19 protein-coding genes are annotated in these 21,609 nt (G+C 75.3%); 8 read left to right on the forward strand and 11 right to left on the reverse strand.

Annotated elements, in window-relative coordinates; translation table 11 throughout:
- The first annotated feature begins 247 nt into the window (after window positions 1-247).
- The 3 genes from KDL28_RS17005 to KDL28_RS17015 all read left to right on the forward strand — a co-directional run bounded on the left by KDL28_RS17005 (window position 248) and on the right by KDL28_RS17015 (window position 4,675).
- Window positions 248-1,018 carry an ABC transporter ATP-binding protein gene (locus KDL28_RS17005; protein ID WP_372496995.1) on the forward strand — a complete coding sequence of 257 codons (771 nt, stop codon included), beginning with the start codon at window positions 248-250 and terminating at the stop codon, window positions 1,016-1,018.
- Window positions 1,018-2,922, forward strand: a complete 1,905-nt coding sequence (locus tag KDL28_RS17010) for an FtsX-like permease family protein (protein WP_252439744.1) — start codon at window positions 1,018-1,020, stop codon at window positions 2,920-2,922. Before KDL28_RS17005 ends, KDL28_RS17010 begins: the two co-directional genes overlap by 1 nt.
- Before the next feature lie 91 nt (window positions 2,923-3,013).
- Window positions 3,014-4,675, forward strand: coding sequence for an ABC-F family ATP-binding cassette domain-containing protein (locus KDL28_RS17015; RefSeq protein ID WP_252439746.1), 1,662 nt, complete (start codon window positions 3,014-3,016; stop codon window positions 4,673-4,675).
- A 25-nt stretch (window positions 4,676-4,700) separates the two neighbouring features.
- Here the strand turns inward: KDL28_RS17015 and KDL28_RS17020 are convergent, their stop codons facing one another.
- Window positions 4,701-5,681 carry a LacI family DNA-binding transcriptional regulator gene (locus KDL28_RS17020; RefSeq protein ID WP_252439748.1) on the reverse strand — a complete coding sequence of 327 codons (981 nt, stop codon included), beginning with the start codon at window positions 5,679-5,681 and terminating at the stop codon, window positions 4,701-4,703.
- Window positions 5,682-5,907: 226 nt separating this feature from the next.
- On the opposite strand from KDL28_RS17020, the gene KDL28_RS17025 reads away from it, so the two are divergent.
- Window positions 5,908-8,079 (forward strand): alpha-galactosidase, encoded by a 2,172-nt coding sequence (locus KDL28_RS17025; RefSeq protein WP_252439750.1) that lies wholly within the window; start codon window positions 5,908-5,910, stop codon window positions 8,077-8,079.
- Entirely contained in the window at window positions 8,076-8,672 is a 597-nt protein-coding gene (locus tag KDL28_RS17030; RefSeq protein ID WP_252439752.1) for a TOPRIM nucleotidyl transferase/hydrolase domain-containing protein, read from the forward strand. Before KDL28_RS17025 ends, KDL28_RS17030 begins: the two co-directional genes overlap by 4 nt.
- Window positions 8,673-8,792: 120 nt before the next feature.
- Here KDL28_RS17030 and KDL28_RS17035 read toward each other — a convergent pair whose 3' ends face one another.
- The 9 genes from KDL28_RS17035 to KDL28_RS17075 all read right to left on the reverse strand — a co-directional run bounded on the left by KDL28_RS17035 (window position 8,793) and on the right by KDL28_RS17075 (window position 18,700).
- A complete protein-coding gene (locus tag KDL28_RS17035; RefSeq protein ID WP_252439754.1) occupies window positions 8,793-9,101 on the reverse strand; it encodes an adhesin in 309 nt (102 codons plus the stop codon).
- Between the two features lie 127 nt (window positions 9,102-9,228).
- Window positions 9,229-10,050, reverse strand: a complete 822-nt coding sequence (locus KDL28_RS17040; protein ID WP_252439756.1) for an aldo/keto reductase — start codon at window positions 10,048-10,050, stop codon at window positions 9,229-9,231.
- 46 nt (window positions 10,051-10,096) lie between these two features.
- Entirely contained in the window at window positions 10,097-10,936 is an 840-nt protein-coding gene (locus KDL28_RS17045) for a patatin-like phospholipase family protein (protein WP_252439758.1), read from the reverse strand.
- Between the two features lie 210 nt (window positions 10,937-11,146).
- On the reverse strand, window positions 11,147-14,002 hold the full coding sequence (locus KDL28_RS17050) for an FAD-binding and (Fe-S)-binding domain-containing protein (RefSeq protein WP_308216016.1): 2,856 nt from the start codon (window positions 14,000-14,002) through the stop codon (window positions 11,147-11,149).
- A gap of 80 nt (window positions 14,003-14,082) precedes the next feature.
- Window positions 14,083-14,580: an FmdB family zinc ribbon protein gene (locus tag KDL28_RS17055; protein ID WP_252439760.1), complete on the reverse strand. Its 498-nt coding sequence runs from the start codon at window positions 14,578-14,580 to the stop codon at window positions 14,083-14,085.
- 2 nt (window positions 14,581-14,582) lie between these two features.
- Window positions 14,583-15,869 (reverse strand): hydroxyacid-oxoacid transhydrogenase, encoded by a 1,287-nt coding sequence (locus KDL28_RS17060; protein WP_252439762.1) that lies wholly within the window; start codon window positions 15,867-15,869, stop codon window positions 14,583-14,585.
- Entirely contained in the window at window positions 15,866-16,678 is an 813-nt protein-coding gene (locus KDL28_RS17065) for an N-acyl homoserine lactonase family protein (protein WP_252439764.1), read from the reverse strand. Before KDL28_RS17065 ends, KDL28_RS17060 begins: the two co-directional genes overlap by 4 nt.
- A 123-nt stretch (window positions 16,679-16,801) precedes the next feature.
- Window positions 16,802-17,494: a GntR family transcriptional regulator gene (locus KDL28_RS17070; protein WP_252439766.1), complete on the reverse strand. Its 693-nt coding sequence runs from the start codon at window positions 17,492-17,494 to the stop codon at window positions 16,802-16,804.
- Between the two features lie 9 nt (window positions 17,495-17,503).
- Complete coding sequence (locus KDL28_RS17075; protein WP_252439768.1) at window positions 17,504-18,700, reverse strand: TerD family protein; 1,197 nt, start codon at window positions 18,698-18,700, stop codon at window positions 17,504-17,506.
- Between the two features lie 90 nt (window positions 18,701-18,790).
- Here KDL28_RS17075 and KDL28_RS17080 point away from each other — a divergent pair, with 90 nt between their 5' ends.
- From KDL28_RS17080 to KDL28_RS17090, 3 genes are read left to right on the forward strand one after another with little or no spacing between them, the layout of a single operon-like run.
- Entirely contained in the window at window positions 18,791-19,333 is a 543-nt protein-coding gene (locus tag KDL28_RS17080) for a hypothetical protein (protein WP_252439770.1), read from the forward strand.
- Between the two features lie 43 nt (window positions 19,334-19,376).
- Window positions 19,377-19,910 carry a DUF1360 domain-containing protein gene (locus tag KDL28_RS17085; protein ID WP_252439772.1) on the forward strand — a complete coding sequence of 178 codons (534 nt, stop codon included), beginning with the start codon at window positions 19,377-19,379 and terminating at the stop codon, window positions 19,908-19,910.
- A 15-nt stretch (window positions 19,911-19,925) separates the two neighbouring features.
- Window positions 19,926-20,834: a 1,4-dihydroxy-2-naphthoyl-CoA synthase gene (locus KDL28_RS17090; RefSeq protein ID WP_252439774.1), complete on the forward strand. Its 909-nt coding sequence runs from the start codon at window positions 19,926-19,928 to the stop codon at window positions 20,832-20,834.
- A gap of 125 nt (window positions 20,835-20,959) precedes the next feature.
- Here KDL28_RS17090 and KDL28_RS17095 read toward each other — a convergent pair whose 3' ends face one another.
- Window positions 20,960-21,589 carry a LysE family translocator gene (locus KDL28_RS17095; RefSeq protein WP_252439776.1) on the reverse strand — a complete coding sequence of 210 codons (630 nt, stop codon included), beginning with the start codon at window positions 21,587-21,589 and terminating at the stop codon, window positions 20,960-20,962.
- Window positions 21,590-21,609: the final 20 nt, after the last annotated feature.

The following is a 21,609-nucleotide window of genomic DNA, read 5'->3' on the forward strand; positions in this document are numbered from 1 at the left end:
CCGGCCGGCCCGGCCGCCCCGGCCGGCCCGGCCGGCCCGGCCGACGCGGCCGGCGTGGTCCCGGCGGCGAACCCCGAGGGGACCGTCGTCGAGGGCGCCGGCGGGGCGGCGCGGCGGAGGGCGGCCCCGCGCCCACCACCCGCCACGCCCACCGCGCCGCCCGACCCCACCGGGTAGGGAGCGCCCCACCCCGGGTCGGGGGCCGGGCGGAGTGTGGCCGAACGCCCGGACGCGTGTGATGGTTCCCGTGACCACAACGACCTTCGCCGGGAGCTTCCCCGGCACCGCCCCGGGCACGGCGGCCGCCGTCGCGCTGCACGGGGTCACCCGGACCTACGGGCGCGGCCCGACGGCGGTCCGCGCCGTCGACGGGGTGGACCTCGAGTTCCCGCGCGGGGCGTGGACGGCGGTGATGGGGCCGTCCGGCTCCGGGAAGTCGACGCTGCTGCACTGCGCGGCCGGCCTGGAGCGCGTCGACGGCGGGCGGGTGCGGCTGGGCGACACCGACATCACCGCCGCCTCCGACGACGAGCTCGCCGCGCTGCGCCGCGAGCGGATCGGCTTCGTCTTCCAGGGCTACCACCTGATCGGCGCGCTCACCGCCGAGCAGAACGTGGCGCTGCCGCTGCGGCTGGCCGGCCGCAGGCCGCCGCGGGCCGAGGTCCGCGCGGCGCTGTCCATGGTCGGGCTGGGCGACCGGGCCCGGCACCGCCCGCGCGAGCTGTCCGGCGGCCAGCAGCAGCGGGTGGCGATCGCCCGCGCCATGGTCACCCGGCCCGAGGTGCTCTTCGCCGACGAGCCCACCGGCGCGCTCGACTCCGCATCCGCGCGCACGGTGCTCGACCTGCTCGCCGCGATGGCCGCGCGCGGCCAGACCATCGTCATGGTCACCCACGACCCGGCGGCCGCCGCCCGCGCCGGGGCGGTCGTGTTCCTGCGCGACGGGCGGGTCGCCGACCGGCTGGTCGGGGCGAGCGCCCACGACGTCGCCGACCGCCTCGTCCGGTTGGAGGCGTGATGCTCGGGTTGAGCCGGGCCACGTTCCGGCAGCGCTGGCCGCTGTTCGTCGGGGCCGCCCTGACCGTCTGCATCGGGGTCGCGCTGGTGCAGTCCTCGCTGCTGGTGCTGATCTCCGCGGCCACCCTGCCGGTGCCAGCCGGGCTCGCCCCGGCCGCCCGCGCCGCGTTCGTCGAGGGCAGCACGACCGCGGTCACGCTCAGCGCGCTGACCCTGGCGTTCTCGGCGTTCCTCGCGGTGTTCATCGTGTCCTCGACGTTCGCGTTCACCGTGGCCCAGCGCCGCCCGGAGCTGGCGCTGCTGCGGCTGGTCGGGGCCGGGCGGGGCGCCATGCGGCGGCTGCTGGTCGGCGAGGCCGTGCTGCTCGCGATCATCGGCACGGCCGCCGGGATCCCGGTCGGGCTGGCCGCGACCCGGTTCCAGTCGGGCCTGCTGGTCGGGCTGGGCATGGTGCCCGACGGCTTCAACGGCGAGTGGCGCAGCTGGATCCTCGGGGTGAGCGCGGGCGTCGGGATCGGCGTCTCGCTGGCCGGCGTGCTGGTCGCGGCCCGGCGGGCCGGCCGGGTGCGGCCACTGGAGGCCCTGCGCGACACCGGCGACTCGGCCCGGGTGATGACCGCGACCCGCTGGGTGGCCGGGCTGCTGTTCCTGGCCGGCGGTATCGCGCTCGTCATCCTGACGCCGATCGGCGGCGCCGCGGGCGGCCAGGCCCTCGGCGGCAACGCGGCGCTGTGCCTGGCGGTGGCGCTCAGCGCGCTGAGCCCGCTGCTGGTGCCCGTCGTGGCCCGGCTGATCCCCGTGCGCGGGCCGGTCGGCGAGCTGGCCGTGGCCGCGCTGGGCGACGGCGTGCGCCGCTCCGCGGCGACCGCCGCTCCGGTGATCGTGCTGGTCGGGCTGGTGCTGGCGCAGGCGACGATGCTGACCTCCACGACCGCGGCCGGCGCGGCCGAGCAGCGCCGCGCGACCGCGGGCGACCTCGTGCTCGACGCCACCGGCCCCGTCGGCGGCGACGTCACCGACCTGCCCGGCGTGGCGTGGGCGTCCACCGAGGTCGTGCTGCCGCTCACCGTCAGCTGGGGCTCCGGCGACGACGTCGAGCGCGAGGACGGGCAGGCGCTGGTCGTCGACCCGGCCGCCTACGCGACCGCCCACCCGGGCCGCGAGGCCGTCGAGGCGCTGCGCGGCGGACGGGTCGCGGTGGCCGGCCCCGGCGCGGGCGCCGGCTCGCCGGGCGACACCGTCGGCGTCCTGGTCGGCGGGAGCGACCTGGGCCCGCTGCCGATCGTCGCCGGTGTGCCCGACGCCATCGGCGGCGGCGCCGACCTGCTGCTGACCGCCGACGCGGTGCCCGCCGCGGAACTGGCCGCTGCCCCGTCGCGCACGGTGGTGGCGCTGGCCCCCGACGCCGACCGCGACCGGGTGCTGGCCGCGCTGGCCGCCCTCGGCACGGTCTCCACAGTGCCGGACTGGATCGCCGCCGACACCGCCGCCCGCGAGACGACCACCGTCGCCGTGTTCACCGTGATCATGGGCCTGGGCGGGCTGTACGCGCTGATCGGCGTGGTGAACGCGGTCGTCGTCGGGGCGGCCCCGCGACCGGCGGAGTTCGCCACCGCCCGGCTGTCCGGCCTGACCCGCCGCCAGGTGCTGCGCGCCGCGCTGCTGGAGTCGGCCGCGGTGACCACCGTCGGGCTGCTGCTCGGCGGGCTGGCCGCCGGCGGGTCGTTCATCGCGGTGCTCGCCCTCACCGCGACGATGACGGGGGTGGCGACCCTCGCCGTGCCGTGGGCGCTGATCGGCCTGCTGGCCGGCGGCCTCTACCTGGTCACCGCGGTCACCAGCGCCCTGGCCACCTGGTCGGGCACCCGCCGCGCCCCCGTCTCCCTCCTCGGCGCCACCACCTGACCCGCCCCCACCCCCACCCCTCGGGAGGACCTCGACCCCTTGGCGGGAGGGGGCGGGCGGGTGGGGGCGGGCCGGTAGCGTGGACTCCGAGATGAGCGCCACCCTGAAGGCCTCCGGCCTGGCCGCCGGTCACGGCGCCCGCACCCTGTTCTCCGGTCTCGACCTCGTCATCGCCCCCGGCGACGTCCTCGGGCTGGTCGGCGTGAACGGGGCGGGCAAGTCCACCCTGCTGCGGATGCTGGCCGGCGAGCAGCCGCCGGAGGAGGGCTCGGTCTCGCTGAGCCCGCCGGGCGCGACCGTGGGCCACCTGCCCCAGGAGCCGGAGCGCCGCGCGGGCGAGACCGTCGCCGGCTTCCTGGCCCGGCGCACCGGCGTCACCGCCGCCCAGGGGGCGATGGACGCCGCGGCCGAGGCCATGGGCACCGGGGAGCCCGGCGCCGACGACCGCTACTCCGAGGCCCTCGACCGCTGGCTCGCCCTCGGCGGCGCCGACCTCGACGAGCGCACCGGCCAGGTCCTGGCCGACGTCGGGCTCGCGGTCGACCCGGCCACCGCGGAGATGACCGGGCTCTCCGGTGGGCAGGCGGCCCGGGCCGGGCTGGCCGCGCTGCTGCTGTCGCGCTACGACCTGCTGCTGCTCGACGAGCCCACCAACGACCTCGACCTGGACGGCCTGGAGCGGCTGGAGCGGTTCGTCACCGAGCGCGCCCGCACCGGCCGCGGCGGCCCCACCGTGATCGTCAGCCACGACCGGGAGTTCCTGGCCCGCACGGTCACCCGGATCGTCGAGCTCGACCTGGCCCAGCAGCGGGTCGGCGTCTACGACGGCGGCTACGACAGCTACCTGGCCGAGCGGGAGGTGGCCCGCAGGCACGCCCGCGATGCCTACGAGGAGTACGACGACAAGCTCGGCGGGCTCAAGGACCGCGCCCAGATGCAGCGCAACTGGATGGCCGCCGGCGTGCGCAACGCCCGCCGCAAGGCCACCGACAACGACAAGATCAGCCGCAAGACCCGCACCGAGGCCAGCGAGAAGCAGGCCGCCAAGGCCCGCCAGACCCAGCGCATGATCGAGCGCCTGGAGGTGGTCGAGGAGCCGCGCAAGGAGTGGGAGCTGCGGATGAGCATCGCCGCCGCCCCCCGCTCCGGTGCGGTGGTGGCCTCGCTCGACGGCGCGGTCGTGCGCCGGGGCGGCTTCACGCTGGGCCCGGTGACCGCCCAGGTCGACTGGGCCGACCGGATCGTCATCACCGGCGCCAACGGCTCGGGCAAGACGACGCTGCTCGGCGCGCTGCTCGGCCGCATCCCCGTCGACGAGGGCCGGGCCGGCCTCGGCTCCGGGGTGCGCGTCGGCGAGATCGACCAGGCCCGCGGCCTGTTCCTCGGTCCCGATCCCCTGGTCAGGGCGTTCGGCGAGGCCGTGCCGGACTGGTCGGACGCGGACGTGCGCACGCTGCTGGCGAAGTTCGGGCTGACCGGCGAGCACGTGCCCCGGCCCGCGGCGTCGCTGTCGCCCGGCGAGCGCACGCGGGCGGCGCTGGCGCTGCTGCAGGCCAGGGCGGTCAACCTGCTGGTGCTCGACGAGCCCACCAACCACCTCGACCTGCCCGCGATCGAGCAGCTCGAACAGGCCGTCGACTCGTTCGCGGGGACCGTGCTGCTGGTGACCCACGACCGGCGGATGCTCGACACCGTGCGCTCGACGCGCCGGTGGGTGGTCGACGCGGGCTCGCTCACCGAGACCTCGACCTGACTCGGCCCCGCGGCCCGGGCCGGGTTCAGCTGCTGTCCCGCACCCGCAGCGTCGGCACCGCCCCCATCATCCCGCCGCGCAGGCGTCCGCCCACGAGCCCGAGCACGCCTTCCCCGACGGCCGCCCCGTACGCCGCGACATCGCACCCGACGGCCGTCAGCGCAGGCTCGGTCACCCCGCACACCGCCGAGTCGCCCCATACGACCACCGCCACGTCGTCGGGCACCCGCAGCCCGAGCCGTCCGATCGCCGACAGCCCGGCCACCCCGGCCGGCCCGCCGTCGTAGACGATCGCGGTGGGGCGGTCGTCCCCGCCCAGCAGCTCTCGGGTAGCCGCGTCGACGGCCCCGCCGGTGAGGTCGGTGGCGTGCTGCCGCACGGCGATGCCCTCCGCCGCGGCGAACGCCCGCTCCCGGACGTGCACCCGGCCGAGGTGGGCCGGGCCCGATACCCATCCCACGGTGCGGTGCCCCCGCCCGACCAGGTGCTCGACGAGCGCGGTGACCCCCGCGCCGTCGTCGACGCCCACCGCCGCGAGCCCGCCGGCCAGCCCCGGGTCGCCCGCGACCAGTGCGGGCAGGTCGAGCGAGCCCAGCAGCGCCACCCGCGGGTCGTCCACCAGCACCTCGACGACGACCACCGCGTCGACCCGCCGCTCGGACGCCCACTTGCGGTAGCCGGCCACCTCCTCGTCGACCCCGGACGCCATCCGCAGCAGCAGCACCTGCGCGTGCCGGGCCAGCACGGTCTCCATCCCGGCCACGAACTCGAGCACCGACGGCTCGCGGGTCGCCCCGCGGGCCAGGACGAGGCCGATGGTGTCGGTGCGGGCGCCGGAGAGCATCCGGGCGGCGCTGTTGGGGACCCAGTCCAGCTCCGCGGCGACCCTCAGCACCCGGGCGCGGGTGGACGCGGACACCCCGGGCTGGCCGTTGAGGGCGTAGGACACCGCGCCCTTCGACACCCCGGCCCGGCGGGCGATCTCGGTGATGGTGACCCGGGCCACGCGTTCCCCTTCCCCGACGACGGGCCGCGGTGGGCAGCCCGGGACGGTATCCGCTGCGCAGCGGGAGCTACCCCGTCTAGGCTATCCAACGCCCGTCGGATGCGCCTTCGGCCGCATCGCCGTGACGGACGGGTACGGCGCACGGCCGGTGCCAGTGGCCCGGGTCGGAGGTTCGCCCGACCGCGACCACTAGCCCAACCGGCGCCCGGCACGGCACGGTGGACCGGTGCCGCTCCCCTCACCGACCTCCCCTCAACCGGGGCCGAGCGATCCGCTGCACCTGCGGGCAGGCGGGGTGTCCCTGGTGCTCGACCTGCCCGTCGTGGGGCCGCCCGTCGTCCTGCACTGGGGGACCGACCTGGGCCCGCTGGACCCCGCCGCCCTGCGCGACCTGGCAACCGGGCTGACCCCCATGGCCGGGCACAACGCCCCGGACGTCGCGGAACGGGTGGGGATGCTGCCCGAGGCCGCGACCGGCTGGGTCGGCGCGCCGGGCCTGCTCGGGCACCGCGACGGCGACGCCTGGTCCCCGCGCTTCCGCCGCACCGGCCACCGGGTCACGCCGTCCGGTGGCGGCGAGCGGCTGCGGGTCCGGCACACCGACCCGGCCGCCGGGCTCGACCTGGACGTCGAGGTCGAGCTGTTCGCGTCGGGCCTGCTGCGCTGCCGGGCCGAGGTGCGCAACACCGGCGCCGGCCCGTACGCGCTGGAGCGGCTCGACCTCGCGCTCCCGGTGCCGCCGGTCGCCGCCGAGGTCCTCGACCAGGCCGGGCGGTGGTCGCGGGAGCGGGCGCCGCAGCGCCGCCCGCTCACCGTCGGGGTCCACCTGCGGGAGAACCGGCGCGGGCGCACCGGGCCGGACGCGGCCACCGTGCTGTTCGCCGGGGAGGCGGGGTTCCGGTTCGGCGCCGGCGAGGTGTGGGGGCTGCACGTCGGCTGGAGCGGCAACCACCGCTCCGCTGTGGAGCGCACGGCGACCGGGGACACCCTGCTCAGCGGCGGCGAGCTGCTGCTGCCCGGCGAGGTCGTGCTCGGGCCGGGCGAGGGCTACGTCGGGCCGTGGCTCTACGCCACCCACGGCGACGGCCTGGACGAGGCCGCCGCCCGCGTGCACGAGTACCTGCGGGCCCGCCCGGGCCACCCGCGCTCGCCGCGCCCGGTCGTGCTCAACACGTGGGAGGCCGTCTACTTCGACCACGACCTCGACCGGCTGCTGCGCCTGGCCGAGGTGGCCGCCGAGCTGGGCGTGGAGCGATACGTCCTCGACGACGGCTGGTTCATGGGCCGCCGCGACGACACCGCCGGCCTGGGCGACTGGTACGTCGACCCGACGGTCTGGCCGGACGGCCTGCACCCGCTCGTCGACCGGGTCCGGGCGCTCGGGATGCAGTTCGGGCTGTGGGTGGAGCCGGAGATGGTCAACCCCGACTCCCGGCTGGCCCGCGAGCACCCGGACTGGATCCTGCAGACGGGCGGGCGGCTGCCGGTGCCGTCGCGCCACCAGCAGGTGCTCGACGTGGCCCGCCCCGAGGTGCACACCTACCTGCTGGAACGGCTGTCCGCGCTGGTCGCGGAGTACGACCTGGCCTACCTGAAGTGGGACCACAACCGCGACCTCGTCGACGCCGGTTCCACCGCCACCCACCGGGCCGGGGTGCACGCCCAGACGCTGGCGGTCTACCGGCTGCTCGACGAGCTGCGCGCCGCGCACCCCGGCCTGGAGATCGAGTCGTGCTCGTCCGGCGGGGCCCGCGCCGACCTGGGCGTCCTGCAGCGCACCGACCGGATCTGGGCCAGCGACTGCATCGACCCCCACGAGCGCCAGCGGATCCTGCGCTGGACCGGTCAGCTGCTGCCGCCCGAGCTGGTCGGCAGCCACGTCGGCAGCCCGGTCTCGCACTCCACCGGGCGCGCCCACGACCTGTCGTTCCGCGGGGCGACGGCGCTGTTCGGCTCGTTCGGGATCGAGTGGGACGTCACCGGCTGCTCCGCGGCGGAGCTGGCCGAGCTGGCGGGGTGGGTGGCGCTGGCGAAGCGGTTCCGCCCGCTGCTGCACGGCGGGCGCACGGTGCGCGTCGACCACCCCGACCCGGCGCTGTGGGCGCACGGGGTGGTGGCGCCGGACCGGTCCGCGGCGCTGTTCGCGTTCGTGATGATGGAGCGGCCGCTGACCTGGCCGCCCGGACCGGTCCGGCTGCCCGGCCTCGACCCCGACGCCGCCTACCGGCTGGTCCCGGTCGGGCCCGGCGCCGGTAGCGAGCCGATCTCCGGGCAGTCGCGGCCGTCCTGGCAGGCCGGCGGGCTGGTCCACTCCGGGCGCGTGCTGGGCGCCGTCGGGGTGCCGCCGCCCGCGCTGCACCCCGACCACGCCGCACTCGTCCACCTGGTCCGGGAGTGAGCTCCACCGCCACGGGCGTCGAGCTCGCGCACGGCACGCGGGCGGTGGTGCTGTTGGAGGGCGAGAGCGACCGGGCCGCGCTGCTGGCCCTGGCCGTCCTCCGCGGCCGCGACCTGGCCGCGGAGGGCGTCGCCGTGCTGGCCATGGGCGGTATCACCAACATCGGGCACTTCCTGGACCGGTTCGGCCCCACCGGCTGCGGGATCACCGTGGCCGGGCTGTGCGACGCGGGCGAGGAGCGCCACGTCCGCCGGCACCTGGCGCGGACCGGCCTGGGCACGCCGACCAGCCGCACGCAGGTCGAGGGGCTGGGCTTCTTCGTCTGCGACACCGACCTGGAGGACGAGCTGATCAGGGCACTCGGCGTGGCCGCGGTGGAGCGGGTGGTGGCCGCCGAGGGCGAGCTCGGCGCGCTGCGGACGCTGCGCCACCAGCCCGCCCAGCGCGAGCGGTCGGCGGCGGCGCAGCTGCACCGGTTCCTGGGCAGCCGCGGCGGCCGCAAGATCCACTACGCCCGGCTGCTGGTGGAGGCGCTGGCCCCGGACCGGGTCCCCCGCCCCCTCGACGCCGTGCTGGAACGGGTCCGGACGTGACGAACGGGGCGGCGCCGCCGGCCTGGTGGCCGGTCGCACCGCCCCGTCGGACGTGGGCTCGGGAGTCGGAGTCGGGCGGACTACTCGGGTCGTTCGGCTCGGTGGGCCCGGATCACACCGCTACGCCAGGGACCCGGCCTGCTGCTGGCCGATGGCGAAGCGCAGCTCCTCCTGGCCGTCGTCGGTCGGGACCGGCTGGACGTCGAGGATCTTGTCGTCGAGCACCTCGGCGGCCAGCGGCTCCAGGAAGACGGCCACGCCGTCGCCCGAGAGGACGACGTCGTCGGCGTCGGGACGCCCGGCCAGCGAGAGCTCCAGGCCCTCGTCCGGGTCCGGTGCCGCGATCCGGAGGCCGCCCCCGTCGAGCAGCTCCGCATCGGTGGTCAAGGACTTGATGGCCTCTGCCGCGGTATCGGTGATTGCCAACATGGGCCTCAACGGTAGGCGAGCCCCGCCGGCCCCGCAGCGCGTGAGGCCGCCGGGCCGACGGGTGGGGCCCTGTGCGCGATGGGCGGCGCCCCCGCGCGCCGGACGAACGGCGTGCTCCGAACGGCGGCTACCCGAACGTGTCCGGATCGGGGCCGCGCCGGGTGCCGGTGTCCAGCGCGTCGATCGCGGCCACGTCCTGCGCGGAGAGCTCGAAGTCGAACACGTCGATGTTCTCCGCGATGCGGGCCGGCGTCGCCGACTTCGGGAACACGATGTTGCCCAGCTGGACGTGCCAGCGCAGCACCACCTGGGCCGGGGTCTTGCCGTGGCGGGCGGCCATGTCGGCCAGCACCGGCTCGTCGAGCAGGTCGCCGCCCTGGAACAGCGGGCTCCACGCCTCCGTCGCGATGGCGTTCTCCCGGTGGTAGGCGCGCAGCTCGGCCTGCCGCAGCCGCGGGTGCAGCTCGATCTGGTTGACCGCGGGCACGGTGCCGGTCTCCTCCGCGAGCCGCTGCAGGTGCGGCACCTGGAAGTTCGACACCCCGATCGCACGCGCGCGACCGTCGGCGAGCAGCTGCTCCAGGCCCTTCCACGCCTGCACGTACTGGTCGTGCCGCGGGCGCGGCCAGTGGATGAGGAACAGGTCCACGTGGTCGGTGCCCAGGCGCTTGAGGCTCTCCTCGAGCGCAGGCACCGGGTCGCCGTGGCGGCTGTTGTCCAGCTTCGTGGTGATGAAGACCTCGTCGCGCGACAGCCCGGACTCCCGGACCGCCTGCCCCACCCCTTCCTCGTTGCGGTACCCCTGCGCGGTGTCGATGTGGCGGTAGCCGGCCTCGAACGCGGTGCGCACGATCTCGGCCGTGCGCTCCGGCGGGATCTGGAACACGCCGAAGCCGAACTGGGGGATCTCGACGCCGTTGTTCAGACGGACGTTCGGAACGTCGACCATGACCGGGGTCGTACCCGGAGATCGGGTCCGGCAAAAGTGCCCCCGGTCAGGACCGCCAGATCCGGTCGAACTCCGCCACGGCCGCGGCGGCCTGGGCGCGCCCGGCGCGGGCGGCGGCGGCCCGGCGCGCGGGGTCGAGCACGTTGCGCCCGATGGCCCGGGTGGCGGCCTGGTCGGGCGAGGCCACGACGACCCGCGCCCCGGCCGCGCGCAGGGCCGCCGCCTGCCGGGCCACCCCGCCGCCCGCGGACAGCCCGCGGGCCTGCGGGGCCAGCACGGCCACCCGCCCGTGGTCGGCGGCCAGGTCGAGGTTGACCGGGGAGCGCACCCCGCCGTCGATCATCCGGCGCCCGCCCGCGGTCACCGGCGGCCACACGCCGGGCACGGCGCAGCTGGCCGCGACGGCGTGCACCAGCGGCACGCCGAAGTCCTTGTCGAGCACCAGGAACTCCCCGGTCCGCGCGTCGACGGCGGTGACGCGCAGCGCGCGCTCGGGCCACTCGTGCACGGGCAGCCGGTTCGCGATCACCGCGATCCGCTCGGCCTCGGGGACGGTGCGGCTGCGCAGCGCGACCCCACCGATCCGCGCGCGCACCTGCTGGGGGTCGCGCGGGCCGACGACGGCCAACGCGAAGCGGGCCAGGGTGGCCCGGCCGAGGCGGGCGGCGATCTCGCCGGTCGGGTCGACCAGCTGCGCGGCGTAGCGCTCCTCGACGTCGACGCCGGTGGCGATCTGGGCGCCGACGACCGAGCCCGCGGAGGTGCCGACGACCAGGTCGGCGGTGGTCAGGTCGACGCCGTGCTCGGCCAGGCCGGCCAGCATGCCCAGCTCCCAGGCGATCCCGGTGATGCCGCCGCCGCCGAGCACCAGCGCTGTGTCCCCCACGGGCGCAATGATCGCCTGCGCGGCGGAGCGCGACAACTTCCCATATCTAGACGTTGACAAGATGCCGGTCGGGGCGATCTCGTCGACGCGGTCGTCTACTACGCCCGCGAGGTCGTCGCCCGGCTCGGGGCGCTCGGCTACGGACACCGCGACGCGCCGGCCGAGCTGCTTCCCGCTGCGCCCGGCCCCGAGCGCCTGGTCTACGCGCTCTCAGGAGCGGGCGGTGCCCACCTGGAGCGCGCGGGCGGCGAGGGTCGCCAGGTGCACCGGCTCCCGGGTGCCGGCCTGGCGCAGCTGCGTGCGGCAGCTGAACCCGTCGGCCAGGACCTCGACGTCCGGCGCCGCGGCGCGCACGGCCGGCAGCAGCACCCGCTCCGCGCACGCCATCGACACCTCGTAGTGGCCCTTCTCGAACCCGAAGTTGCCCGCCAGCCCGCAGCAGCCCGAGTCGAGCACCTCGGCGTCGATGCCCAGCGCCGCCATCACCGCCCGGTCGGCCTCGGTGCCCAGCTCGGCGTGCTGGTGGCAGTGCACCTGCACCAGCGCCTTCCGCCCGGGCGATGCCACCGCGCCCCGCAGCTCGTCGACGTGCCCGGCGAGCAGCTCGGCGAACGTCCGCACGCGCTCGGGCAGCACCGCGACCAGCGGCTCGTCGGGCAGCAACTCCCCGGCGTCCGAGCGCAGCGCCGCCGTGCACGAGGGCTCCAGCCCCACCACCGGCACCCCGGCCAGCAGCCACGGCTCGATGGTGCGCAGACTGCGCCGCAGCACCCGGCGCGCGGTGTCGACCTGGCCGGTCGAGGTCCAGGTGAGCCCGCAGCAGACGTCCCGTGGCGGGATCTCCACGGTGTAGCCCAGGCTCTCCAGCACGGCGACGGCGTCGGCGGCGACGGCGGGGTCGAAGTGGTTGGTGAACGTGTCGGGCCACAGCAGCACCCGCCCCCGCGTCCCCGCCGAATTGCCCCCGCCCTGGTTCAGGAAAGCCACGTTCCCGCCCTGTGGGGGCAGCATCGTGGCTTTCCTGAACCGGAGCGCGAGACGACGACGGGCGGGGGAGGCCGAGCGGGTGAAGGGGGTGGGGGCGATCGGGGGGATGGACCGCTGCGGGTCGATGCCGCCGAGGCGCTTCGCGACGGCCGCGAGGGGGCTGCGGGCGGCGGCGTTGAGGGCGGCGACGGCGCCGGCCGGGAGCCGGCCGACGAGGCCCATCCAGCGGGGCAGCGCGCCCATCGAGTAGTGCGACGCCGGGCGCCGCTTCCCCCGGAAGCGCTGGGCCAGGTACTCGGTCTTGTACGCGGCCATGTCCACCCCGACCGGGCAGTCGCTCTTGCAGCCCTTGCAGGACAGGCACAGGTCGAGGGCCTCGCCGACCTCCGGGGAGTCCCAGCCGCCGGTGATGACGTCGCCGGAGGCCATCTCGAACAGCAGCCGGGCCCGGCCGCGGGTGGAGTGCATCTCCTCGCCGGTGGCGCGGTAGCTGGGGCACATGACGCCGCCGCTCGCGCTGATGCACTTGCCGACGCCGAGGCAGCGGCGGGTGGCGCGGGTGAACGAGCCGCGGTCGTGGGCGAAGGCCAGCTCCGGCTCGTCGCGCAGGGTGGGCATGCCGACGAAGACCCGCAGGTCGTCGTCGAGCTTCGCGGGCCGCACGACGCGCTCGGGGTTCATCCGGTCGTCGGGGTCCCAGACCGCCTTGAACTCCTCGAACGCCCCGATGACCTCCGGCGGGTACATCCGGGGCAGCAGCTCGGCGCGAGCCACGCCGTCGCCGTGCTCGCCCGACAGCGAGCCGCCGTGCGCGACGGCCAGGTCGGCGGCGTCCTCCATGAACGCCCGGAAGCCGGCCACGCCGCCCGTCGTCAGCAGGTCGAAGTCGAGGCGGACGTGCAGGCAGCCGTCGCCGAAGTGGCCGTAGTAGGCGCCGCGGCGGCCGTGCCGGGTGAGCAGGGCGTCGAACTCGCGCAGGTAGGCGCCGAACCGCTCGGGCGGGACGGCGGCGTCCTCCCAGCCGGGGTAGGCCTCCCCGCCGTCCGGGGAGCGGGTGACGATGCCGGCGCCGTCCTCGCGGATCCGCCACAGCGCCCGCATCCGCGCGGGCTCGCTGACCACGAGGCTGGACGGACCGTAGGGCTTCATGGCGGTGACGACGGCGTCGGCGGCGGCGACGGCCTCGGCGCGGGTCGCGCCGCCGGTCTCGACGTAGAGCCAGCCCGCGCCCGCGGGCAGCATCCGCGACGCCGTCTCGTTCGGGCGCGACGCGCGCAGCGCGGCGATCAGCCCGGCGTCCATGCCCTCGATGGTCAGCGGGCCCAGCTCGCGGATGGGCATCACGTGGTCGGCGGCGAGGTAGGCGTCGGGGAAGCCGAGCACGGCCAGCGCCCGCACCGGCGGCGACTCGACGAGCCGCACGGTGGCGGCGAGCATCGTCGCGCAGGTGCCCTCGGTGCCGACCAGCGCCTTGGCCAGGTCGAAGCCGTTCTCCGGGAGCAGCTGGTCGAGGTTGTAGCCCGACACGCGGCGGGTGAGGTCGGGGAAGGAGCTGCGGACGGTGTCGGCGTACCTGCCGCCCAGCTCGCGCAGCGCGTCCGGGATGCGGCCCGCGGCCTGCCCGGTGCCCAGCGACAAGCGTTCGCCGCGGTAGGTCAGCACGTCCATGGCGTGCACGTTGTCGACGGTCTTGCCCCAGGCCACCGAGTGCGAGCCGCAGGCGTTGTTGCCGATCATCCCGCCGAGCGTGCAGCGGTTGTGCGTGGACGGGTCGGGGCCGAAGGTCAGGCCGTGCGGCTGGGCCGCGGCGCGCAGCCGGTCGAGCACGACGCCGGGCTGCACGCGGGCCGTGCGGGCCTGCGGGTCGATCTCCAGGATCCGGGTCATGTGCCGGCTGAAGTCGAGCACGACGGCGGTGTTGACGGCCTGCCCGCCGATCGACGTGCCGGCGCCGCGCGGCATCAGCGGCACGTCGTGGGCGTGGCACAGGGCGACCGCGACGGCGACGTCCTCCTCGTCGACCGGCGCGACCACGCCGATCGGGACGCGGCGGTAGTTGGAGGCGTCGGCGGAGTACATGGCCCTGGTCGCGGTGTCGAAGCGGACCTCGCCGCGGACGGCCGCGGCGAGGTCGCGCTGCAGGGCGCTGGGTCGGTCGTTCAGGTGGTGCCTCCGCTGCTCGGCTTCTTCGGTGGCGACGTCGGGGCCGGGGTCTCCGGCTTCGCCGCGGGCTTGTCCGCATGCCCGTGCCCGTGACCGTGCCCATGCCCGTGGCCGTGCCCGTGACCGTGGCCGGCACCGCCACCGACCACCGGGTCGCCCGCCCGCAGCGGCGCGCCGTGGTAGCGGCCCTCGTGGGCGATGATCGGGCGCTGGTCACCGGCCAGCTCCGGGTGCTTGGCCTCCAGCTTCTGGCGGCGCTCCCACTGGCGCTGCAGCCCGGTGGTGTACTCCCGGTCGCCGGCGTAGGTGCCCTTCCAGGTCTGGGGCATCTGCTCCTTGCTCAGCCCGGCGTCGGCCCGCCCGCCCAGGCTGAACCCGGCGGGGATCTTGCGGGTCTCCCCGCCGCAGTCCGGGCACTGCGGTGCGGCCGCGTCGAACGGGGCGAGCTGCTCGAAGCGCAGCCCGCACGTGCAGCGGTAGACGTAGATCGGCACGGCTACCAGTTCTCGACGGACTTGGTGAGGATGTCGGCGATGTCGTCCTCGGTGGGCGTCTTCGGGCAGGTCGCCAGCAGCCGCTGCTGCTTCATCGTGCCCGGGACGAGGTCGGGGACGTCGGCCTCGGTGTAGCCGACCCCGCCGATCCCGTTCGGGATGCCGATGTCGCGCATCAGCGACACCAGCACCGAGGGCAGCTGCTCGCGCTGGTCGTTGACCTTGTCGGCGCGCGGGTCCATCAGCTCGGCGGCCCGCAGGTGCCGTTCCGGGGCGCTGGAGAAGGAGAACCGGAACGCCTCCGGCGCGGTCAGCGACACCGACTCCCCGTGCGGGACCATCGGCTCGTCCTGCGGGTAGCCCACGGGCCGGTAGTCCTTGACCATGCCGGCGATCGGGTAGGCGTTGGCGTGCGGGATGTGCACGCCGGAGTTGCCGAAGCCCATCCCGGCGAACGTCGCGGCCATCATCATGTTCGACCGGGCCTCGAGGTTGTCGCCCTCGTGCACCGCGGTGCGGAACGACTGGGCGATCAGGCCCATCGCCTTCTCGCACCACAGGTCCGAGACCGGGTTCGAGCCGCAGTAGGTGACCCGCTCCTCGGGCTTCTTGCGGTCGAACGTCGTGTAGTAGCGCGCGGTGTAGGACTCGACCGCGTGGCAGACGATGTCCATCCCGGACGCCGCGGTGACGCCGGCGGGCAGCGTCAGCGTCAGCAGCGGGTCGATGACGGCCAGCGTCGGGCGCAGCCGCCAGTGGCTGATCCCGGTCTTGACCTTCATCGACAGGATGTCCAGCACGCACATCGCGGTGGACTCCGAGCCGGTGCCCGCCGTGGTCGGCACCGCGATGAGCGGCTTGAGCTGGCCCGGGGGCACCTTGGCGTTCCCGATCGGCTTGTTGATGTAGTCCATCAGCTCGCCGGGGTGGCTGGTCAGCAGGTTGATCGCCTTGGCGGTGTCGATCGCCGAGCCGCCACCGACCGCGACGAACCCGTCCCACGGGCCCTGCACCCGGGCGTACTCGGTGGCCTTGTTCATCGAGTCGTCGGTCGGCTCGACGTGCACGCCGTCGAAGATCTCCGAGTCGATCTCGTAGCGGCGCAGGTTGTCGGCGATGCGCTGCGGCACGCCGATCGCGCTGATCCCCGCGTCGGTGATGATCAGCACCCGCTTGACGCCGTACTGGCTGAGCTCGAAGCCGATCTCGTCGGTGGCGCCTGCGCCGAACTTCAGCGGCGGCGCGCCCCAGGTGAAGATCGTCTCCTCGGTGAGGTCGGGAGCTGTCACGTGTAGGCCCCCTCGGGCGCGACGCGGAGCTGGTGGATCTGGTCGGCGTCGTGGCCGAACACCATCGTCGCGTTCGTCTGCTCCTGGATGACGCGCAGCTTCTCCACCGAGGAGTAGAAGTCCTCCAGGTTGTTCACGATCGCCGCGGGCACGGCGGGCGGGCCCCAGCTCTCGCCCATGTAGACGGCGTCCGAGGTGAAGATCATGGTGCCGCTGTCGGGCAGGTCCACCCGCATCGACATCGTGCCCACGGTGTGCCCGGGCGTCTCGATCAGCGTGACGCCGGGGGCGATCTCGGTGTCGCCGGAGACCGTCTCGAAGGTCAGCTCCTCGTAGTCGGTCTTCAGGTGGGCCCCGGTGAACAGGCCCTCGAAGCCGAACGCGAAGTCGCGCTCCTTCTCGTGGCAGACCAGCTTCGCGTTCGTGCCCTTGAACATGTTCGCGTTGCCGGCGTGGTCGAAGTGCAGGTGCGACAGGATGACCTTGTCGATCTGGTCGAGCCCCACGCCCACCTGGTTGAGCCGCGAGTCGAGGTACTCCGAGTCGCTGACCTTGTCGTAGGGGAAGAACTCCTGCAGCCCGGTCGGCCCCCAGCGCTCCTCCCAGTCCCGCGGGCAGCTGGTGTCCCACAGGATGCGGCCCTCGTCGGTCTCGACGAGCACGCAGTGCGTGGGCACGTCGACCCAGGGGGCGGGGTTGTTCTTCGAGCTGCGGTCGGTGATCGACCTGCCGGGCTTGAGCAGCAGCCACGTCAGGTCGGCGGTCATCGCCCCGCAGGGCAGGATCGTGACCTTGTTCGCGGTGGCCATGGGCTTCCCTTCGACGGTGGAGGGGTGGGCGGGGTTCCGGGGCGCGCACCGGAGATCGAGTCACGGTGGCATGTAGCACTCCACCCGTCAACGCGCGCCCACCCGCTCGACCAGGTCCCGCCGTCAGGGGGCGGGGCAGGCCCAGTCGAGCGCGACGTCGGTGCCGCCGCCCTCCTGCGCGATCAGCAGCTCGGCGGTGTGCAGCACGTGACGGCGCATCGCGGCCGCGGCCCCGTCGGCGTCGCCCGCTTCCACCCGGTCGAGGATGACCTCGTGCTCGGCCAGGATGTCGGCCAACGAGCGCGACGAACCCGCGGTGGACACGCCCTGGCGCAGCACCGTGTCGCGCAGCCCGTCGACGTAGGACACCAGCCGGGTGTTGCCGGAGGCGGCGATCAGCGCCTCGTGGAACCGGCGGTCGTACTGCCACAGCCGGAACTCGTCGTCGGCCTCGGCGGCGCGCTGCATCTGCCGGAACAGCTTGCGCAGCTCCTTGCGCCCGCCGTCGTCGAGCAGCTGGGTGGCCCGGCGGGTGGCCGGCACCTCCAGCAGCAGCCGCAGCGCGAAGATCTCCTCCAGGTCGTGCAGGGAGGTCTGCAGGACCCGCACGCCCCGGTTGCGCTCGAAGCGCACCATGCCCTGCTGGGCCAGCTTGATCAGCGCCTCGCGGACCGGGGTGCGGGACACGCCGAGCTGGGTGGCCAGGGTCTGCACCGAGTGCAGGGTGCCCGGCGCCAGCTCACCGCTGACGACGGCGGCCCGCAGGGCGTCGAGCACCCTGGCGTTGACCGTCGTGGTCTGCCCCAGCCGCTCCATGGGGCAGTACTACCAGCCCGGCCCCAGCCCGCCCACGATGCGCTCGGCGACCTTGTACATCGAGCGCACGGTGCGGCCGTCCTCGAACTCGCCGATGGCGGTCATCTCCCAGACCGCTCCGTTGCGCTTGAGCACGCTCATCACCACGCCGGTGCGCGGCGCCGACTCGGTGATGTCGAAGCGGACCAGCTCGGTCTCGGTGTCGATGTCGACCAGCCGGCAGTACGCGCTGCGCACGTCGGTGAACTTCTGGCCCTGGAACGAGTTGACCGTGAACACGATCGCCATGACGTCGGGGGGCAGCTTCTCCAGGTCGACGCTGATCATCTCGTCGTCGCCCCCGCCGTGGCCGGTCAGGTTGTCGCCGGAGTGCCCGATCGCGCCCTTGCAGGCGTTCTGGCTCATGAACCAGACCGAGTCGACCTTCTTGCCGCGCGCGCCGATGACGATGGCCGAGGCGTCCAGGTCGACGTTGCGGCCGTGGCTGGCCGGGTCCCAGCCCAGGCCCATCCTCACCCGGCGCAGCGGCGGGGTCCCGGCGCCCTTGGTCAGCGAGACGGTCTGCCGCTTGGCCAGCGAGACCTTGCCCTTGCTCAGGTCGAGCTTCCCGCCGGACGCGGCCGGAGCGGCGGCCGGCTGCGACGGGGCGACGGCGGCCGGGGCGGCAGGGGCGGCGGCCGGGGCCGCGGCGGGCGCGGGCGGCGGGGTGGGCTCGGGGGTGTCGTCGGCGACGGAGATGCCGAAGTCCTTCGCGATGCCGCCCAGCCCGGCCGAGTAGCCCTGGCCGACCGCGCGCACCTTCCACTGGTCGCCGCGGCGGTAGATCTCCACGCAGAGCAGCGCCGTCTCGGTGCTCAGGCCGTCGGGCTCGAAGGACACCACCGGTGCGCCGGCGACCTCGACGTCCATCCGCAGCCCGCCCAGCGCGCCGAAGTTCGCCGGACCCCGCCCGTCCAGGCTGGCGGTGACCGTCACCTTCTCGATGGCCGCCTCGACGGCCGCCGGGTCGACGTCGACGCCGTCCTCGCGGTAGCGCACGCCCGCAGCCGAGGGCTGGTTGTAGAAGACGAAGTCGTCGTCGCTGCGGACGCTGCCGGCCGCGGTGAGCAGCAGCGCGGAGATGTCGACCGGGGCGGCGGCGCGGACCCGCACGGCGACCGGGCCGGCGGGAAGCGGGGCGTTGGCGCCCTTGGCGAGGCTCTGCACGGCGGTGATCCTGCCAGTAGTCCGACGCGGACGGCGCAGAGTCGTCGCGGATGCGCGGCTGATCGGCCCCGCGCTGGGTATCCGGGCGCCATGTTGGCGCGAGCGGTGGGCAGTGGGGTGGCGGCGGGACTGGCCGGGGTCGCCGCGATGACGGTGGCGGAGAAGCTCGAGCAGGCGCTGACGCGCCGCCCGGATTCCCAGGTGCCCGGCCGGGTCGCCGGACGGGTGCTGCGCCTGGGCGGCACCGACCGGCGCGGGCTGCAGCGGCGGATGTGGGGCATGCACGTCGGGATGGCCGCGGGCGTCGGTGCGGTGCGCGGGGTGATGGCGTTCGCCGGGCTGCGCGGGCCGTGGGCGTCGTCGATGTTCACCGTGGTGCGGCTGACCGCCGACCAGATCGTCGAGAACTGGACCGGGGTCGGCGCGCCCCCGTGGACCTGGCCGCGCGACGAGCTCGCGGTCGACCTCGCGGGCAAGGCCGTCTACGCCTTCGTCACCGGCGCCGTGGCCGACCGGCTGGCCGCCGCCGCGGGCGTCTCCCCCGGTCAGCGGCACGCCGAGCTGGCGGGCGGGCGCCGGGTGCACGACGTCGGCCCGGTGCCGGGCGGGCGGATTCGCCCGGGCACGGCATGAGCGCGCCCAGCCGGGGTACCGGGGCTGCGACGAAGGAGACCGCATGACCCGCAACCAGCTCAGCAACGACGTCGCGGCGAGGGCCGAGGCCGAGGCCGACGCCCACCGCGACGGCGCCGACCGCCCGCTGGGCGGCTACGTCCTGGTGATGGCGGTGTTCGCCGCCCTGGTCGCCGGCGCGGCCGGGCTGGCCGCGCTCACCGGCAGGCGGCTGCCCGCGACGATCTCGCCGTGGGACGTCGCCCTGCTCGCCGCAGGCACCCACAAGCTGTCCCGCACGATCAGCAAGGACTCGGTGACCGCGCCGCTGCGCGCCCCGTTCACCCGGTACTCCGGGAACGGCGGGCCGGCCGAGGTGATGGAGGAGGTGCGCGCGGCCGGCGGCCTGCGCCACTCCCTGGGCGAGCTGCTGACCTGCCCGTTCTGCCTGGACGTGTGGATCTCCACCGGCTTCGCGATCGGCTTCGTCTTCGCCCCGCGGGCCACCCGGCTGGTCGCGGCGACCTTCACCGCGACCACCGGGGCCGACTTCCTGCAGCTCGCCTACGCGAAGGCCCAGCAAGCCGCCGAGGGCTGACCGTAGGGTGGCGGCGTGCCCGACCAGGTCTCCGAGATCTTCGACCCCGCGGCCTGGCAGGTCGTCGAGGGGTTCGACTTCACCGACATCACCTACCACCGCGCGGTCGACACCGGCGCCGTGCGCATCGCGTTCGACCGCCCGGAGGTGCGCAACGCGTTCCGCCCCGGCACCGTCGACGAGCTGTACCGGGCCCTCGACCACGCCCGCCAGACCCCCGACGTCGGCTGCGTGCTGCTCACCGGCAACGGCCCCTCCCCGAAGGACGGCGGCTGGGCCTTCTGCTCCGGCGGCGACCAGCGCATCCGCGGGCGCACCGGCTACCAGTACGCCTCCGGCGACACCGCGGAGACCGTCGACCCGGCCCGCGCCGGGCGGCTGCACATCCTGGAGTGCCAGCGGCTCATCCGGTTCATGCCCAAGGTCGTGATCGCGGTCGTCCCCGGCTGGGCGGCGGGCGGCGGCCACTCCCTGCACGTCACCGCCGACCTCACGCTGGCCAGCGCCGAGCACGCCCGGTTCAAGCAGACCGACGCCGACGTGGGCTCGTTCGACGGCGGCTACGGCTCGGCCTACCTGGCCCGCCAGGTCGGGCAGAAGTTCGCCCGCGAGATCTTCTTCCTGGGCCGCGAGTACACCGCCGAGCAGATGCACCGGATGGGCGCGGTGAACGAGGTGGTCCCGCACGCCGACCTGGAGGAGGTGGCGCTGGACTGGGCGCGGGAGATCAACGGGAAGTCGCCGACCGCGCAGCGGATGCTGAAGTACGCGTTCAACCTGCTCGACGACGGGCTCGTGGGGCAGCAGCTGTTCGCCGGGGAGGCGACGCGGCTGGCGTACATGACCGACGAGGCGGTCGAGGGCCGCGACGCCTTCCTGCAGAAGCGCGACCCCGACTGGTCCCCCTACCCCTGGCACTACTGACCCGCCCCGCCCCGCCCCGCCCGGCCCGGACGTCAGGAAAGCCACCATCAGGACACCAGACGTCCTGATGGTGGCTTTCCTGACACGAGGCGCGGGGTGGTGGGCGCGGGGCGGGCTTCGTGGGTTCAGGGGGCGGTGACGGCGACCCGGACGCCGAGCGCGACCAGCACGGTGCCGCTGACCGCCTCGAGCCTGCGCCGGACCCGGGGGCGCCGGAACCAGCCCGACGCCCGCCCGACCGCCGCCGCCAGCCCCAGGCACAGCGCCGTCTCCACGACGACCTGCAGGGCGGCGAGCCCGGCCGTCCAGGCGAGCACGGGCCCGTCCTGCGGGACGAACTGCGGGTAGAACGCGAACACGAACACCGCCGCCTTCGGGTTGGCCAGCTGCACGAGCAGCCCCTCGACGAACGCGCCGCCCGACGACCGCCGCCGCGGCGGCTCCGGCTCGGCCCCGCGCCGGTCCTTCCACACCGCCCACCAGGCCCGCAGGCCCAGCCCGAGCAGCACGGCCGCCCCGACCACCCGCAGCACGGTGTACGCCACCTCCGACGCCGCCACCAGCGCTGCGAGCCCCGCACCCGCCGCCAGCGCCCAGAGGTAGAGCCCGGCCTCCAGCCCGAGGACGGTGGGGACGGCGGCGCGGGTGCCGCGCAGGGCCGCCCGGCGCAGGATCAGCGCCATCGCCGGGCCGGGCGTGGCGGAGATCAGCAGGACGGCGAGCAGGAACGCCGGGAGCACGGTCACCAGATCCACACCGTCACCCTGCACCCCCC

Source organism: Pseudonocardia humida (assembly GCF_023898865.1).
In the GTDB taxonomy this organism is placed as follows: Bacteria; Actinomycetota; Actinomycetes; order Mycobacteriales; family Pseudonocardiaceae; genus Pseudonocardia; species Pseudonocardia humida.